This window comes from Pseudomonas sp. DD1 (assembly GCF_044510355.1).
GTDB classification, from domain to species: domain Bacteria; phylum Pseudomonadota; class Gammaproteobacteria; order Pseudomonadales; family Pseudomonadaceae; genus Aquipseudomonas; species Aquipseudomonas shahriarae.
The window spans coordinates 26,361-40,198 of record NZ_MSAJ01000001.1 but is presented as its reverse complement, the minus strand read 5'-3'; the positions used below and the strand labels follow the sequence as shown (position 1 = coordinate 40,198).

17 protein-coding genes are annotated in these 13,838 nt (G+C 56.9%); 1 reads left to right on the top strand and 16 read right to left on the bottom strand.

Annotation, left to right across the window (positions count from 1 at the left end; all coding sequences use genetic code 11):
• Nucleotides 1-7: 7 nt before the first annotated feature.
• Nucleotides 8-1,402, bottom strand: coding sequence for an MFS transporter (locus PSFL_RS00260; protein WP_057960763.1), 1,395 nt, complete (start codon nucleotides 1,400-1,402; stop codon nucleotides 8-10).
• 180 nt (nucleotides 1,403-1,582) lie between these two features.
• Between PSFL_RS00260 and uvrA the strand changes: the two genes are divergently transcribed.
• Complete coding sequence (gene uvrA / locus PSFL_RS00255; RefSeq protein WP_029299403.1) at nucleotides 1,583-4,417, top strand: excinuclease ABC subunit UvrA; 2,835 nt, start codon at nucleotides 1,583-1,585, stop codon at nucleotides 4,415-4,417.
• 67 nt (nucleotides 4,418-4,484) lie between these two features.
• Here uvrA and bfr read toward each other — a convergent pair whose 3' ends face one another.
• The 15 genes from bfr to rpsH form a co-directional block, all read right to left on the bottom strand.
• Nucleotides 4,485-4,949: a bacterioferritin gene (bfr, locus tag PSFL_RS00250; protein ID WP_029299402.1), complete on the bottom strand. Its 465-nt coding sequence runs from the start codon at nucleotides 4,947-4,949 to the stop codon at nucleotides 4,485-4,487.
• A gap of 155 nt (nucleotides 4,950-5,104) precedes the next feature.
• Nucleotides 5,105-6,553, bottom strand: a complete 1,449-nt coding sequence (locus PSFL_RS00245; protein ID WP_115129113.1) for a catalase — start codon at nucleotides 6,551-6,553, stop codon at nucleotides 5,105-5,107.
• A 228-nt stretch (nucleotides 6,554-6,781) separates the two neighbouring features.
• Nucleotides 6,782-7,168: a 50S ribosomal protein L17 gene (rplQ, locus tag PSFL_RS00240; RefSeq protein ID WP_007918448.1), complete on the bottom strand. Its 387-nt coding sequence runs from the start codon at nucleotides 7,166-7,168 to the stop codon at nucleotides 6,782-6,784.
• Between the two features lie 41 nt (nucleotides 7,169-7,209).
• Entirely contained in the window at nucleotides 7,210-8,211 is a 1,002-nt protein-coding gene (locus PSFL_RS00235; RefSeq protein WP_003176403.1) for a DNA-directed RNA polymerase subunit alpha, read from the bottom strand.
• Nucleotides 8,212-8,233: 22 nt separating this feature from the next.
• Complete coding sequence (gene rpsD, locus PSFL_RS00230; RefSeq protein WP_003210056.1) at nucleotides 8,234-8,854, bottom strand: 30S ribosomal protein S4; 621 nt, start codon at nucleotides 8,852-8,854, stop codon at nucleotides 8,234-8,236.
• An 18-nt stretch (nucleotides 8,855-8,872) separates the two neighbouring features.
• Nucleotides 8,873-9,262: a 30S ribosomal protein S11 gene (rpsK, locus tag PSFL_RS00225; RefSeq protein ID WP_002555466.1), complete on the bottom strand. Its 390-nt coding sequence runs from the start codon at nucleotides 9,260-9,262 to the stop codon at nucleotides 8,873-8,875.
• Between the two features lie 30 nt (nucleotides 9,263-9,292).
• Nucleotides 9,293-9,649 carry a 30S ribosomal protein S13 gene (gene rpsM, locus PSFL_RS00220; RefSeq protein WP_024077676.1) on the bottom strand — a complete coding sequence of 119 codons (357 nt, stop codon included), beginning with the start codon at nucleotides 9,647-9,649 and terminating at the stop codon, nucleotides 9,293-9,295.
• A 129-nt stretch (nucleotides 9,650-9,778) separates the two neighbouring features.
• Nucleotides 9,779-9,895, bottom strand: a complete 117-nt coding sequence (gene rpmJ, locus PSFL_RS00215; RefSeq protein ID WP_002555468.1) for a 50S ribosomal protein L36 — start codon at nucleotides 9,893-9,895, stop codon at nucleotides 9,779-9,781.
• Between the two features lie 28 nt (nucleotides 9,896-9,923).
• Nucleotides 9,924-11,252, bottom strand: coding sequence for a preprotein translocase subunit SecY (gene secY / locus PSFL_RS00210; RefSeq protein WP_038443739.1), 1,329 nt, complete (start codon nucleotides 11,250-11,252; stop codon nucleotides 9,924-9,926).
• Nucleotides 11,253-11,690, bottom strand: coding sequence for a 50S ribosomal protein L15 (gene rplO / locus PSFL_RS00205; RefSeq protein ID WP_003176407.1), 438 nt, complete (start codon nucleotides 11,688-11,690; stop codon nucleotides 11,253-11,255).
• 3 nt (nucleotides 11,691-11,693) lie between these two features.
• On the bottom strand, nucleotides 11,694-11,870 hold the full coding sequence (gene rpmD, locus PSFL_RS00200; RefSeq protein ID WP_003176408.1) for a 50S ribosomal protein L30: 177 nt from the start codon (nucleotides 11,868-11,870) through the stop codon (nucleotides 11,694-11,696).
• 2 nt (nucleotides 11,871-11,872) lie between these two features.
• Complete coding sequence (gene rpsE, locus PSFL_RS00195) at nucleotides 11,873-12,373, bottom strand: 30S ribosomal protein S5 (RefSeq protein WP_003186035.1); 501 nt, start codon at nucleotides 12,371-12,373, stop codon at nucleotides 11,873-11,875.
• Between the two features lie 3 nt (nucleotides 12,374-12,376).
• Nucleotides 12,377-12,727, bottom strand: coding sequence for a 50S ribosomal protein L18 (gene rplR / locus PSFL_RS00190; RefSeq protein ID WP_003186037.1), 351 nt, complete (start codon nucleotides 12,725-12,727; stop codon nucleotides 12,377-12,379).
• A 10-nt stretch (nucleotides 12,728-12,737) separates the two neighbouring features.
• On the bottom strand, nucleotides 12,738-13,271 hold the full coding sequence (gene rplF, locus PSFL_RS00185) for a 50S ribosomal protein L6 (protein ID WP_003176412.1): 534 nt from the start codon (nucleotides 13,269-13,271) through the stop codon (nucleotides 12,738-12,740).
• A gap of 12 nt (nucleotides 13,272-13,283) precedes the next feature.
• A complete protein-coding gene (rpsH, locus tag PSFL_RS00180; protein ID WP_017848802.1) occupies nucleotides 13,284-13,676 on the bottom strand; it encodes a 30S ribosomal protein S8 in 393 nt (130 codons plus the stop codon).
• Nucleotides 13,677-13,838 lie beyond the last annotated feature (162 nt).

Genomic DNA, 13,838 nt, shown 5'->3' with positions numbered 1-13,838 from the left:
CGTTCTCCTAGGCTGGGCGCGCTGTCGGCACTGGGTTGACCAGTTGCTCGAGCGTCGCGCGATCCAATAGTTCGGTGTCCAATTTGATGTAAATGGCCGCTTCTTCCGCGACCACGACTGCATCTGTTACCCCTACGACGGCCTTCAGGCGTTCTACCAGACCGCTTTCACGGATCGCCTCGGGCGATAGCGGCAAACGCAGACTTGTGACGTAGGGAGGTTCGCGCATGGTAACAGCAAAGACCAGCCAAAGTGCAGCCAGCCCGGCGCATCCGAGGAACACAACCGACAAACCGCCATGCTGGAACATCCAGCCGCCCATGATGCCGCCCAGCGCCGAACCGAGGAACTGGCTGGTGGAATACACCCCCATTGCCGTGCCTTTGCCGCCTGCCGGTGACACTTTACTGATCAGCGAAGGCAGTGACGCCTCCAGCAGGTTGAACGCGGTGAAAAACACCACCGTGCCGATTACCAGTGCCCGTAGGCTGTCGCCGAACTGCCAGAAGAATAGTTCAGTGAGCATCAATGTCGCGACGGCGCCGAGCAAAACTCGTTTCATTTTGCGTTTCTTCTCGCCATAGATGATGAACGGGATCATGGCAAAGAACGAAATCAGCAATGCGGTCAGGTACACCCACCAGTGCTCCTCCTTGGGCAACCCGGCCTTTTCCACCAGCGCCAGGGGCAAGGCGACGAAGCTACACATCAACATCGCGTGCAATACGAAGATACCTAAATCCAGGCGCAGGAGATCCGGGTGCTTGAGGGTCGGTAGCAGCGCCTGCTTCGCCACGCCCGATTCACGGTGCTGCAGCGGCCCGGTGGAGCGCGGCACCATAAAGGCCACGATCACGATACCCAACAGGGCCATGCCGCCAGTGGCCAGGAACAGGCCGTGCAAGCCAAAGGCGCGGGTCAGCAAGGGGCCCACCACCATGGCCACGGCAAACGACAGGCCGATGGTCATGCCGATCATGGCCATGGCCTTGGTGCGATGTTGTTCGCGGGTCAGGTCCGACAGCAGCGCCATCACCGCCGCAGAAATCGCCCCGGCGCCCTGCAGGATACGTCCGGCGATCACGCCCCAGATCGAATCGGCATTGGCCGCCAGCACACTGCCCAGGGCAAAGATGATCAGCCCCAGGTAGATCACCGGTCGGCGGCCAATGCGGTCGGAAATGATCCCGAACGGAATCTGGAAAATCGCCTGGGTCAGGCCATAGGCGCCAATCGCCAGGCCGATCAGGGCCGGGGTCGCGCCTGCGAGGTCCATGCCATAGGTCGCCAGTACCGGCAACACCATAAACATGCCCAGCATACGGAAGGCGAACACCAGGGCCAGACCGCTTGCTGCTCGGGTCTCGCCGCTACTCATGCGTTCGCTGTGGGGATCGTGCATGGAAAAACCTCGTGTGAACCGGCGGCGATTCTACCAGTCCCATCGTTTGAGAGGGTATATGCGGCGCTTTGCCGCGCAGCTTTCATGTAAGGCTGAAATGGGCAAACTGACAGTGTATATTCATCCAGTCTTTAACCGTATACTCCTGCATTATTTATACGCCCGCCGTGCGAGGCCATCTTGGACAAGATCCTGATTCGTGGGGCTAGAACCCACAACCTGAAGAACATCGACCTGACCCTGCCCCGGGACAAACTGATTGTCATCACCGGCTTGTCCGGGTCCGGCAAATCATCGCTGGCGTTCGACACGCTGTATGCCGAAGGCCAGCGTCGTTATGTGGAGTCGCTGTCGGCCTATGCCCGGCAGTTCCTGTCGATGATGGAAAAGCCTGATGTCGACACCATCGAAGGCCTGTCGCCAGCCATTTCCATCGAACAGAAGTCGACCTCCCACAACCCGCGTTCCACCGTGGGCACCATTACCGAAATCTACGATTACCTGCGCTTGCTGTATGCACGCGTCGGTATTCCGCGCTGCCCGGATCACGATATCCCGCTGGAAGCCCAGACCGTCAGCCAGATGGTCGACCTGGTGCTGGCCCAGCCGGAAGGCGCCAAGCTGATGCTGCTGGCGCCGGTGATTCGTGAGCGCAAGGGCGAGCACCTGTCGGTCTTCGAAGAGCTGCGCGCCCAGGGCTTTGTCCGCGCCCGGATCAACGGCAAGCTGTATGAGCTGGATGAAGCGCCGAAGCTGGATAAACAGAAGAAGCACACCATTGATGTGGTGGTCGACCGTTTCAAGGTGCGTGCCGATTTGCAGCAACGCCTGGCGGAGTCGTTCGAGACCGCGCTGAAGCTGGCAGACGGTATTGCCCTGGTGGCGCCGATGGACGACGAGCCGGGCGAAGAAATCATCTTCTCCGCGCGCTTCGCCTGCCCGATCTGCGGCCACGCCATCAGTGAGCTGGAACCCAAGCTGTTCTCCTTCAACAACCCGGCTGGCGCCTGCCCGACCTGTGATGGGCTGGGGGTCAAGCAGTTCTTCGATATCAAGCGCCTGGTCAATGGCGACCTGACGCTGGCGGAGGGCGCGATACGTGGTTGGGACCGGCGCAATGTGTACTACTTCCAGATGCTCGGGTCGTTGGCTGCCCACTATAAATTCAGCCTGGAAGTGCCTTTCAACGAGCTGCCGGCCGAGCAACAAAAAGTCATCCTGCACGGCAGCGGCTCGCAGAACGTCGACTTCAAGTACCTGAATGATCGTGGCGACATCGTCAAGCGCTCCCACCCGTTCGAAGGCATCGTGCCTAACCTGGAACGGCGCTACCGGGAAACCGAGTCGGCCAGTGTGCGCGAGGAGCTGGCCAAGTTCCTCAGCACCCAGCCCTGCCCGGATTGCCGCGGCACCCGTTTGCGTCGCGAGGCCCGCCACGTCTGGGTCGGCGAGAAAACCCTGCCGGCCGTGACCAACCTGCCCATCGGCGATGCCTGCGAATACTTCGGCGTATTGAAGCTGACCGGGCGACGCGGCGAAATTGCCGACAAGATCCTCAAGGAAATCCGCGAGCGCCTGCAGTTCCTGGTCAATGTGGGGTTGGATTACCTGTCCCTGGATCGCAGTGCAGACACCCTGTCTGGCGGCGAGGCACAGCGCATACGCCTGGCCAGCCAGATCGGCGCCGGCCTGGTGGGCGTGCTGTACATTCTCGACGAGCCGTCCATCGGCCTGCACCAGCGTGACAACGATCGTCTGCTGGGCACGCTCAAGCACCTGCGGGACATCGGCAACACGGTGATCGTGGTCGAACACGATGAGGATGCCATTCGCCTGGCGGACTATGTGGTCGATATCGGCCCTGGTGCCGGCGTGCATGGCGGCCATATTGTGGCCCAGGGCACTCCAGCCGAAGTCATGGCCCATCCGGACTCATTGACAGGGAAATACCTGTCTGGCCGGGTAAAAATCGAAGTGCCGGCCAAACGTACGCCACGCAACAAAAAACAAGCGCTGCACCTCAAGGGCGCGCGCGGCAACAACCTGCGCAATGTCGACCTGGAAATCCCCCTGGGCCTGCTGACCTGCGTGACCGGTGTATCCGGCTCTGGCAAGTCGACGCTGATCAACAACACGCTGTTCCCCCTCAGTGCCACGGCACTGAACGGTGCCACCACCCTGGAAGCTGCCGCCCATGACAGCATCAAGGGCCTGGAGCTGCTGGATAAAGTGGTGGATATCGACCAGAGCCCGATCGGTCGCACGCCCCGCTCCAACCCTGCAACCTATACCGGGCTGTTCACGCCGATTCGCGAACTGTTCGCCGGTGTGCCGGAGTCCCGCTCGCGGGGTTATGGGCCAGGGCGCTTCTCCTTCAACGTCAAGGGCGGGCGCTGCGAGGCGTGCCAGGGCGATGGCCTGATCAAGGTCGAGATGCACTTCCTCCCGGACATCTACGTGCCGTGCGATGTGTGCAAGAGCAAGCGTTACAACCGCGAAACCCTGGAGATCAAGTACAAGGGCAAGAACATCCATGAAACCCTCGAGATGACCATCGAGGAGGCGCGGGTGTTCTTTGACGCAGTGCCGGCCCTGGCACGCAAACTCCAGACCCTGATGGACGTGGGCTTGTCGTATATCAAGCTAGGGCAGTCGGCGACTACGCTGTCCGGTGGTGAGGCGCAGCGGGTGAAGCTGTCTCGCGAGCTGTCCAAGCGCGATACCGGCAAGACCTTGTATATCCTCGATGAGCCGACCACCGGCTTGCACTTTGCGGATATTCAGCAGTTGCTCGACGTGCTGCACCGCCTGCGCGACCACGGCAACACGGTAGTCGTGATCGAGCACAACCTGGATGTAATCAAGACGGCCGACTGGCTGGTGGACCTGGGGCCGGAAGGCGGCTCCAAGGGTGGGCAGATTATTGCGGTGGGTACGCCGGAGCAGGTTTCCGAGATGCCGCAGTCCCACACTGGCTACTATCTGAAGCCGTTGCTGGCGCGCGACCGGGCCTGAGTTTTCGGGCCCAACAAAAAGCCCCTGTCACCGCTACGGTGACAGGGGCTTTTTTATGCCGGCGAAATCAGAACTGCGATTGCAGGTAGTTTTCCAGACCGATCAACTTGATCAGACCCAGCTGCTTTTCCAGCCAGTAGGTGTGATCTTCTTCAGTGTCGTTCAACTGTACGCGCAGGATTTCCCGGGTCACGTAGTCGTTGTGCTTCTCGCAAAGCTCGATGCCTTTGCACAGCGCAGCGCGGACTTTGTATTCCAGGCGCAAGTCGCTGGCGAGCATCTCAGGCACGGTGGTACCGGTATCCAGGTCGTCAGGACGCATACGCGGCGTGCCTTCGAGCATCAGGATACGGCGCATCAGCGCGTCGGCGTGCTGTGCCTCTTCTTCCATTTCGTGATTGATACGCTCGTAGAGCTCGGTAAAGCCCCAGTCTTCGTACATCCGCGAGTGAATGAAATATTGGTCACGAGCTGCCAGTTCGCCCGTCAGCAACGTGTTGAGGTAATCGATTACGTCGGGGTGACCTTGCATCGCCCTACATCTCCCTGCTTGAAAGGCCCTAGTTTGAACCATGCTGACCTGCAGGTCACGAGACGAACGGCAGAAAAGTGAAGATTTTCAGAGAAAAGTAGCTGAAATAACGCAAAAACCGCCCAAATGAGGGCGGTTCTGCTTATCACTTAGAGTCAGTTAAGCGATACACCCAGCGCTGTTGCGATTCCTTCTCCATAAGCGGGATCAGCTTTGAAGAAGTGCTGCAGTTGACGCTGAACCACATCACTGGAAACCCCCGCCATCGCGCCGGCGATGTTGTTAATCAACAGCGCTTTTTGCTCAGCGTTCATCAGGCGGAACAGCGTACCGGCATGGCTGTAGTAATCAGTGTCTTCGCGGTGGTCGTAACGATCGGCCGCACCACTGAGCGCCAAGGCTGGTTCTGCGTACTGCGGTGCCTGTTTTGGCGCATCGGCGTAACTGTTTGGCTCGTAGTTGGGAGCCGCACCGCCGTTGGTGCCGAACGCCATGGACCCGTCACGCTGATAGGTGTTGACCGGACTGCGTGGAGCATTCACTGGCAGATGCTGATGGTTAGTGCCGATACGGTAGCGGTGCGCATCGGCGTAAGCGAATACACGGCCCTGCAGCATGCGATCCGGCGACAAACCGACGCCTGGCACCATGTTGCTTGGGCCGAACGCGGCCTGCTCCACTTCGGCGAAGTAGTTCTGCGGGTTGCGGTTCAACTCCAGCTCACCCACTTCAATCAACGGGAACTCTTTCTGCGACCAGGTTTTGGTTACGTCGAAGGGGTTCTCGTAGTGAGCGTTGGCCTGGGCCTCAGTCATGATCTGGATGCACACACGCCATTTAGGGAAGTCACCACGCTCAATGGCCCCAAACAGATCGCGCTGGGCGTAATCCGGATCGGTACCGGCCAGACGCGCTGCATCGGCAGGCGCCAGGTTCTTGATGCCTTGTTTGGTCTTGTAGTGCCACTTCACCCAATGACGCTCGCCATTGGCGTTGATCAAGCTGTAGGTGTGGCTACCAAAGCCGTGCATATGACGGTAGCCGTCAGGGATGCCACGGTCCGAAAACAGGATGGTGACCTGGTGCAGCGCCTCAGGCGAGTGCGACCAGAAGTCCCACATCATCTGTGCACTTTTCAGGTTGCTTTGCGGCAGGCGCTTTTGAGTGTGGATAAAGTCGGGGAACTTCAGCGGGTCACGGATAAAGAACACCGGGGTGTTGTTACCAACGATGTCCCAGTTGCCTTCTTCGGTGTAGAACTTCAGCGCGAAGCCACGTGGGTCGCGCTCGGTGTCTGCCGAGCCGCGTTCACCACCTACGGTAGAGAAGCGCAGAAAGGTCGGAGTCTGCTTACCGACAGCTTCAAACAGTTTGGCACTGGTGTATTGGGTGATGTCTTTGGTAACCGTGAAGGTCCCATACGCTCCCGAGCCTTTGGCGTGTACGCGGCGCTCTGGGATGTTTTCACGGTTGAAGTGGGCAAGCTTCTCGATCAGGTGAAAGTCGTCTAGCAGCAGCGGGCCACGCGGGCCGGCGGAACGGGAATTCTGGTTATCCGCAACGGGAGCACCGCTGGCGGTTGTAAGGGTTTTATTCTGGCTCATGCTCAATCTCCTCAGGTCAGTCTTGGAACTGCCGGCTAATCGGCTTGGAGGCAGTATTGACCAGGAAGATGACACCTTCAAATGTATTAAATCATGCCACTCAATAGATTTTTACTAACACCCAATCGACCGGCATAGCCAAAGGGCAATGAGTGAACATCACGTTGCTTTTCAATCGCCCACAAAAAACCGGGCACTAGGCCCGGTTTTTCGTAGCAGACTGTCGTCTTACTCGGCGGATACAGCTTCGCCAGCAGTAGCACGATCAACCAACTCGACGTACGCCATAGGCGCGTTGTCGCCAGTGCGGAAACCGCACTTGAGGATGCGCAGGTAGCCACCCTCACGGGTAGCATAACGCTTGCCCAGGTCGTTGAAGAGCTTACCAACGATAGCTTTCGAACGAGTACGGTCGAAAGCCAGACGGCGGTTAGCCAGGCTGTCTGTCTTGGCCAAAGTGATCAGCGGCTCAGCAACGCGACGCAGTTCTTTGGCTTTCGGCAGTGTAGTTTTAATCAGCTCGTGCTCGAACAGCGACACCGCCATGTTTTGAAACATGGCCTTGCGGTGCGAGCTGGTACGGCTCAGGTGACGACCACTTTTACGATGACGCATGGTTCATTCCTTACCAAACTCACGTTCGGTGATTACGACGATCAGGCAGTCGCCTTGTCGTCCTTCTTAAGACTTGCAGGCGGCCAGTTGTCGAGGCGCATGCCGAGGGACAGACCGCGGGAGGCCAGAACGTCCTTGATTTCAGTCAAGGATTTCTTGCCCAGGTTCGGAGTCTTCAACAGTTCTACTTCGGTACGCTGAATCAGGTCACCGATGTAGTAAATGTTTTCCGCCTTAAGGCAGTTAGCCGAACGTACAGTCAGTTCCAGATCGTCAACCGGACGAAGCAGGATCGGATCGATCTCGTCTTCCTGCTCGATTACCACTGGTTCGCTGTCACCTTTGAGGTCGACGAACGCAGCCAACTGCTGTTGCAGAATGGTTGCAGCGCGGCGAATAGCCTCTTCAGGATCCAGAGTACCGTTGGTTTCCAGATCAATAACCAGCTTGTCCAGGTTAGTACGCTGCTCGACACGGGCGTTTTCCACCACGTATGCGATACGGCGAACCGGGCTGAACGAAGAGTCAAGCTGCAAGCGACCAATGCTGCGGCTTTCGTCTTCATCGCTCTGACGCGAGTCGGCCGGTTCATAACCACGACCACGAGCTACGGTGAGCTTCATGTTCAAAGCGCCGTTAGACGCCAGGTTAGCGATTACGTGATCGGGGTTAACGATCTCGACATCATGATCCAGCTGAATATCGGCAGCGGTAACCACCCCCGAACCCTTCTTCGACAAGGTCAGCGTAACTTCGTCACGGCCGTGCAGCTTGATAGCCAGACCTTTAAGGTTCAACAGGATTTCAATTACGTCTTCCTGTACACCTTCGATGGCGCTGTACTCGTGGAGCACACCGTCAATCTCGGCCTCGACTACTGCACAGCCGGGCATTGAGGACAACAGGATGCGGCGCAGCGCGTTGCCCAGGGTGTGGCCAAAACCACGCTCGAGAGGCTCGAGAGTGATCTTGGCGCGGGTTGGACTGACAACCTGCACATCAATGTGGCGGGGTGTCAGGAACTCATTTACCGAAATCTGCATGGATGCACCTATTTTCTAGCCCTTACTTGGAGTAGAGCTCGACAATCAGGCTTTCGTTGATGTCGGCGGACAGATCACTGCGAGCAGGAACGTTCTTGAAAACGCCCGACTTCTTCTCAGTGTCTACTTCTACCCATTCTACGCGGCCACGTTGGGCACACAGATCGAGAGCTTGGACAATGCGAAGTTGGTTTTTTGCTTTCTCGCGAATCGCGACCACGTCACCAGCACGAACCTGGTAGGACGGAACGTTAACGGTTTGGCCGTTTACGCTGACGGATTTGTGCGATACCAGCTGACGGGATTCGGCACGAGTCGAACCAAAGCCCATACGGTATACAACGTTGTCCAGACGGCATTCGAGCAGTTGCAGCAGGTTTTCACCGGTTGCACCTTTCTTGCCAGCAGCTTCTTTGTAGTAGCCGCTGAACTGACGCTCGAGAACGCCGTAGATACGACGGACCTTCTGCTTTTCACGCAGTTGGGTGCCGTAATCGGACTGGCGACCGCGGCGTTGGCCGTGGATACCAGGTGCTGCTTCAATGTTGCACTTCGATTCGATCGCGCGCACGCCGCTCTTCAGGAAGAGATCGGTGCCTTCGCGACGAGCGAGTTTGCATTTTGGACCAATGTAACGAGCCATTCTTTACAATCTCCTGGATTACACGCGGCGCTTCTTCGGCGGACGGCACCCGTTGTGCGGGATTGGCGTCACGTCGGTGATGCTGGCGATCTTATAGCCACAGCCGTTCAAAGCACGGACAGCAGACTCACGACCTGGACCTGGACCCTTGACGTTAACGTCGAGGTTTTTCAGGCCATATTCCAGCGCAGCTTGACCAGCACGTTCAGCAGCTACTTGAGCAGCAAACGGGGTGGACTTGCGGGAACCGCGGAAACCCGAACCACCGGAGGTAGCCCAAGAAAGCGCGTTACCTTGACGGTCGGTGATGGTCACGATGGTGTTGTTAAAAGATGCATGGATGTGGGCGATGCCATCAACCACTGTCTTTTTAACTTTTTTACGAGGACGAGCAGCAGGTTTTGCCATGATAATTTTCCTGTCGATTCGCTGGGGCGATTACTTGCGGATCGGCTTACGCGGACCTTTACGGGTACGCGCGTTAGTCTTGGTACGCTGACCGCGCACTGGAAGACCACGACGATGACGCAGACCGCGATAGCAACCGAGGTCCATCAAACGCTTGATTTTCATGTTGATTTCGCGACGCAGGTCACCTTCAGTGGTGAACTTCGCCACTTCGCCACGCAGCAATTCAATCTGCTCGTCGCTCAGATCCTTGATCTTAGCGGCTGGGTTTACCCCAGCAACTGCGCAAATTTTCTGCGCAGTAGTGCGACCAACACCATAGATGTAGGTCAGCGAGATAACAGTGTGCTTGTTATCTGGAATGTTAACGCCTGCAATACGGGCCATTCAGTGGGACTCCAATTGACAGCTACCTACGCCCCGGAAGCCAAGAAATAGGGCGCGAGATAATATCGCTGTAATAACAAATAATCAACCCGGCAGCGCACTAGCTGCCGGGCTTCAAGCGGATCACACTCAGCCTTGGCGCTGTTTGTGACGCGGTTCCGCGCTGCAAATTACTCGAACAACACCTTCGCGGCGAATAATCTTGCAGTTACGGCACAGCTTTTTCACCGATGCACGAACTTTCATCACCAACTCCTCGAACCTTATGGGGTACTCAGCGCAACATGCCGCTGCCGTAGCCCTTCAGGTTGGCTTTCTTCATCAGGGATTCGTACTGGTGCGAAACGAGGTGCGATTGTACTTGGGACATGAAGTCCATCACAACCACGACCACGATCAGCAACGAGGTCCCGCCAAGGTAGAACGGAACGTTTGCTGCAACCACCAGGAACTGGGGCAACAAGCACACGGCCGTCATATATAGAGCACCGAACAGGGTCAAACGGGTCAGAACGCCATCAATGTAGCGCGCCGACTGCTCGCCTGGACGAATACCCGGAATAAAGGCACCGGACTTCTTCAGGTTTTCCGCTACGTCTTTCGGATTGAACATCAACGCCGTATAGAAGAAGCAGAAGAAAATAATCCCTGCACTAAACAGCAGAATATTCAACGGCTGACCAGGAGCGATCGACTGCGAGATGTCCTGCAACCAGCCCATACCTTCAGACTGACCGAACCAGGCACCCAGCGAAGCCGGGAACAGCAAAATGCTGCTCGCGAAGATAGCAGGAATAACACCGGCCATATTCACTTTCAGCGGCAAGTGGCTGGTCTGCGCAGCGAAGACCTTACGGCCCTGCTGACGCTTGGCGTAGTGAACAGCAATACGACGCTGGCCACGCTCAATGAACACCACAAAACCGATAATCGCTACTGCCAGCAAACCGATGGCAACCAAGGCGAAGATATTGATATCACCCTGACGTGCAGACTCGAAAGACTGCCCGATTGCCCTCGGAAGACCGGCGACGATACCTGCGAAAATCAACATCGAGATACCGTTGCCAACACCACGCTCAGTAATCTGCTCACCCAGCCACATCATGAACATCGCACCAGCCACAAATGTGGTTACCGCGACGAAATGGAAGCCAAAGTCACCAGTGAACGCTACGCCCTGCCCTGCCAGACCAATGGACATGCCAATAGCCTGGACAAGAGCAAGAGCGACAGTGAGGTAGCGGGTGTACTGGCTTATCTTGCGACGACCAGCTTCACCTTCCTTCTTCAACTGCTCCAGCTGCGGGCTGACGGCGCTCATCAACTGCATGATGATCGATGCCGAAATGTACGGCATGATCCCCAGTGCAAAGATGCTCATCCGCTCCAGCGCGCCGCCGGAAAACATGTTGAACAAGCTAAGAATGGTCCCCTCATTCTGTCGAAACAGGTCTGCGAGTCGGTCCGGGTTGATACCTGGAACCGGGATGTGTGCGCCTATTCGGTAGACGATAATCGCCAGGAACAGAAAACGCAGACGAGCCCAAAGTTCAGACATACCGCCTTTGCCGAGCGCTGAGAGAGCACCTTGCTTAGCCATTTATTCCTCGAACTTGCCGCCAGCTGCTTCGATAGCCGAACGCGCACCTTTGGTGGCGCCGATTCCCTTGCCGATAGTGACAGCGCGAGTCACTTCACCGGACAGCATGATTTTCACACGCTGTACGTTGACGTTGATCACGTTGGCATCTTTCAGGGTCTGCACGGTAACGATGTCGCCTTCCACTTTAGCCAGCTCGGACAGACGCACTTCTGCGCGGTCCATGGCCTTCAGGGAAACGAAACCGAACTTCGGCAGGCGACGATGCAGCGGCTGTTGACCGCCTTCAAAGCCTGGAGCGATGGTGCCACCGGAGCGGGAGGTTTGACCTTTGTGGCCACGGCCACCAGTCTTACCCAAACCGCTACCGATACCACGGCCCGGACGATGCTTTTCGCGACGGGAACCCGGCGCTGGACTCAGATCATTGAGTTTCATCGATTAACCCTCGACACGCAGCATGTAGTAAGCCTTGTTGATCATCCCGCGATTCTCGGGAGTATCCTGGACTTCTACAGTGTGACCGATGCGACGCAGACCCAAACCCTTAACGCACAATTTGTGGTTAGGGATGCGGCCGGTCATGCTTTTGATCAGCGTTACTTTAACGGTAGCCATGATCAGAAGATCTCCTTGACACTTTTGCCACGCTTGGCGGCAATGGATTCAGGAGATTGCATAGCTTTCAAACCTTTGAAAGTGGCGTGAACCACGTTTACCGGGTTAGTCGAGCCGTAGCACTTGGCCAGAACGTTCTGAACACCAGCAACCTCGAGGACAGCACGCATAGCGCCGCCAGCGATGATACCGGTACCTTCAGAAGCAGGCTGCATGTACACCTTCGAAGCGCCGTGAGCGGACTTCATTGCGTACTGCAGAGTGGTGCCGTTCAGGTCAACTTGGATCATGTTGCGACGAGCAGCTTCCATTGCCTTCTGGATCGCAGCAGGCACTTCACGCGACTTGCCACGGCCGAAGCCAACACGGCCCTTACCATCACCAACCACGGTCAACGCGGTGAAGGTGAAGATACGGCCGCCTTTAACGGTTTTGGCTACGCGGTTAACTTGAACCAGCTTCTCAATGTAGCCTTCGTCGCGCTTTTGGTCGTTATTTGACATAACTTAGAACTCCAGCCCAGCTTCACGAGCAGCATCAGCCAGCGCTTTAACGCGGCCGTGGTACTTGAAGCCAGAGCGGTCGAAAGCCACTTGCGAGACGCCAGCGGCCTTAGCACGCGTAGCGACCAGCTGGCCAACCTTAGTGGCCGCGTCGATGTTGCCAGTGGCACCATCACGCAGTTCTTTATCCAAAGTCGAGGCGCTTGCCAGGACTTTGTTGCCGTCGGCCGAGATGACCTGGGCGTAGATGTGCTGCGACGAGCGGAACACGCAGAGACGCACGACTTCGAGTTCGTGCATTTTCAGGCGTGCTTTGCGAGCGCGACGCAGTCGAGTAACTTTTTTGTCGGTCATTTGCTATGCCCTACTTCTTCTTGGCTTCTTTACGACGGACGACTTCGTCCGCGTAGCGCACACCTTTGCCTTTGTACGGCTCTGGTGGACGGAAGTCGCGGATCTCGGCAGCCACTTGACCTACCAGCTGCTTGTCGATGCCCTTGATCAGGATATCGGTCTGGCTAGGAGTTTCAGCGGTGATGCCTTCCGGCAGTTCGTAATCCACTGGGTGCGAGAAGCCAAGGGCCAGGTTCAAAACCGTGCCTTTTGCTTGCGCTTTGTAACCAACACCGACCAGCTGGAGCTTACGCTCGAAGCCTTGGCTTACGCCTTGGACCATGTTATTTACCAACGCACGCGTGGTACCGGCCATTGCGCGAGTTTGTTGATCGCCATTGCGAGCAGCGAAACGCAGCTCACCAGCTTCTTCAACGATCTCAACGGACGAATGGATGTTCAGTTCAAGAGTACCCTTGGCACCCTTCACCGAAAGCTGTTGGCCTGCGAATTTTACTTCGACACCGGCTGGCAGCTTAACGGGGTTCTTAGCGACGCGAGACATGCTTATCCCCCCTTAGAACACAGTGCAAAGAACTTCGCCGCCGACACCGGCAGCGCGCGCAGCACGATCCGTCATCACACCTTTGTTGGTGGAGACGATAGACACGCCAAGACCGCCACGAACTTTCGGCAGATCTTCAACGGACTTGTACTGACGCAGGCCTGGACGGCTAACGCGCTTCACTTCCTCGATGACCGGACGGCCTTCGAAGTACTTCAGCTCGATGGACAGCAGTGGCTTGATTTCGCTGCTGATCTGATAACCCGCAATGTAGCCTTCGTCTTTCAGGACTTTGGCAACAGCTACCTTCAACGTGGAAGATGGCATGCTTACGACGGACTTTTCAGCCATCTGGGCATTACGGATACGAGTTAGCATGTCCGCTAACGGGTCCTGCATACTCATGGGCTAGACGCTCCTAATACAAAAAAATTAGCCTTGCGGCTACATATGTCACCGAGAATCTCCGGGCATAAAACACACGGGCTCAGGCGAGCCGCGTATTTTAGACACACTCCGGAAATGAAACAAGCCCCAAAAGGGGCTTGTTCCAGATTCTAGGCCACC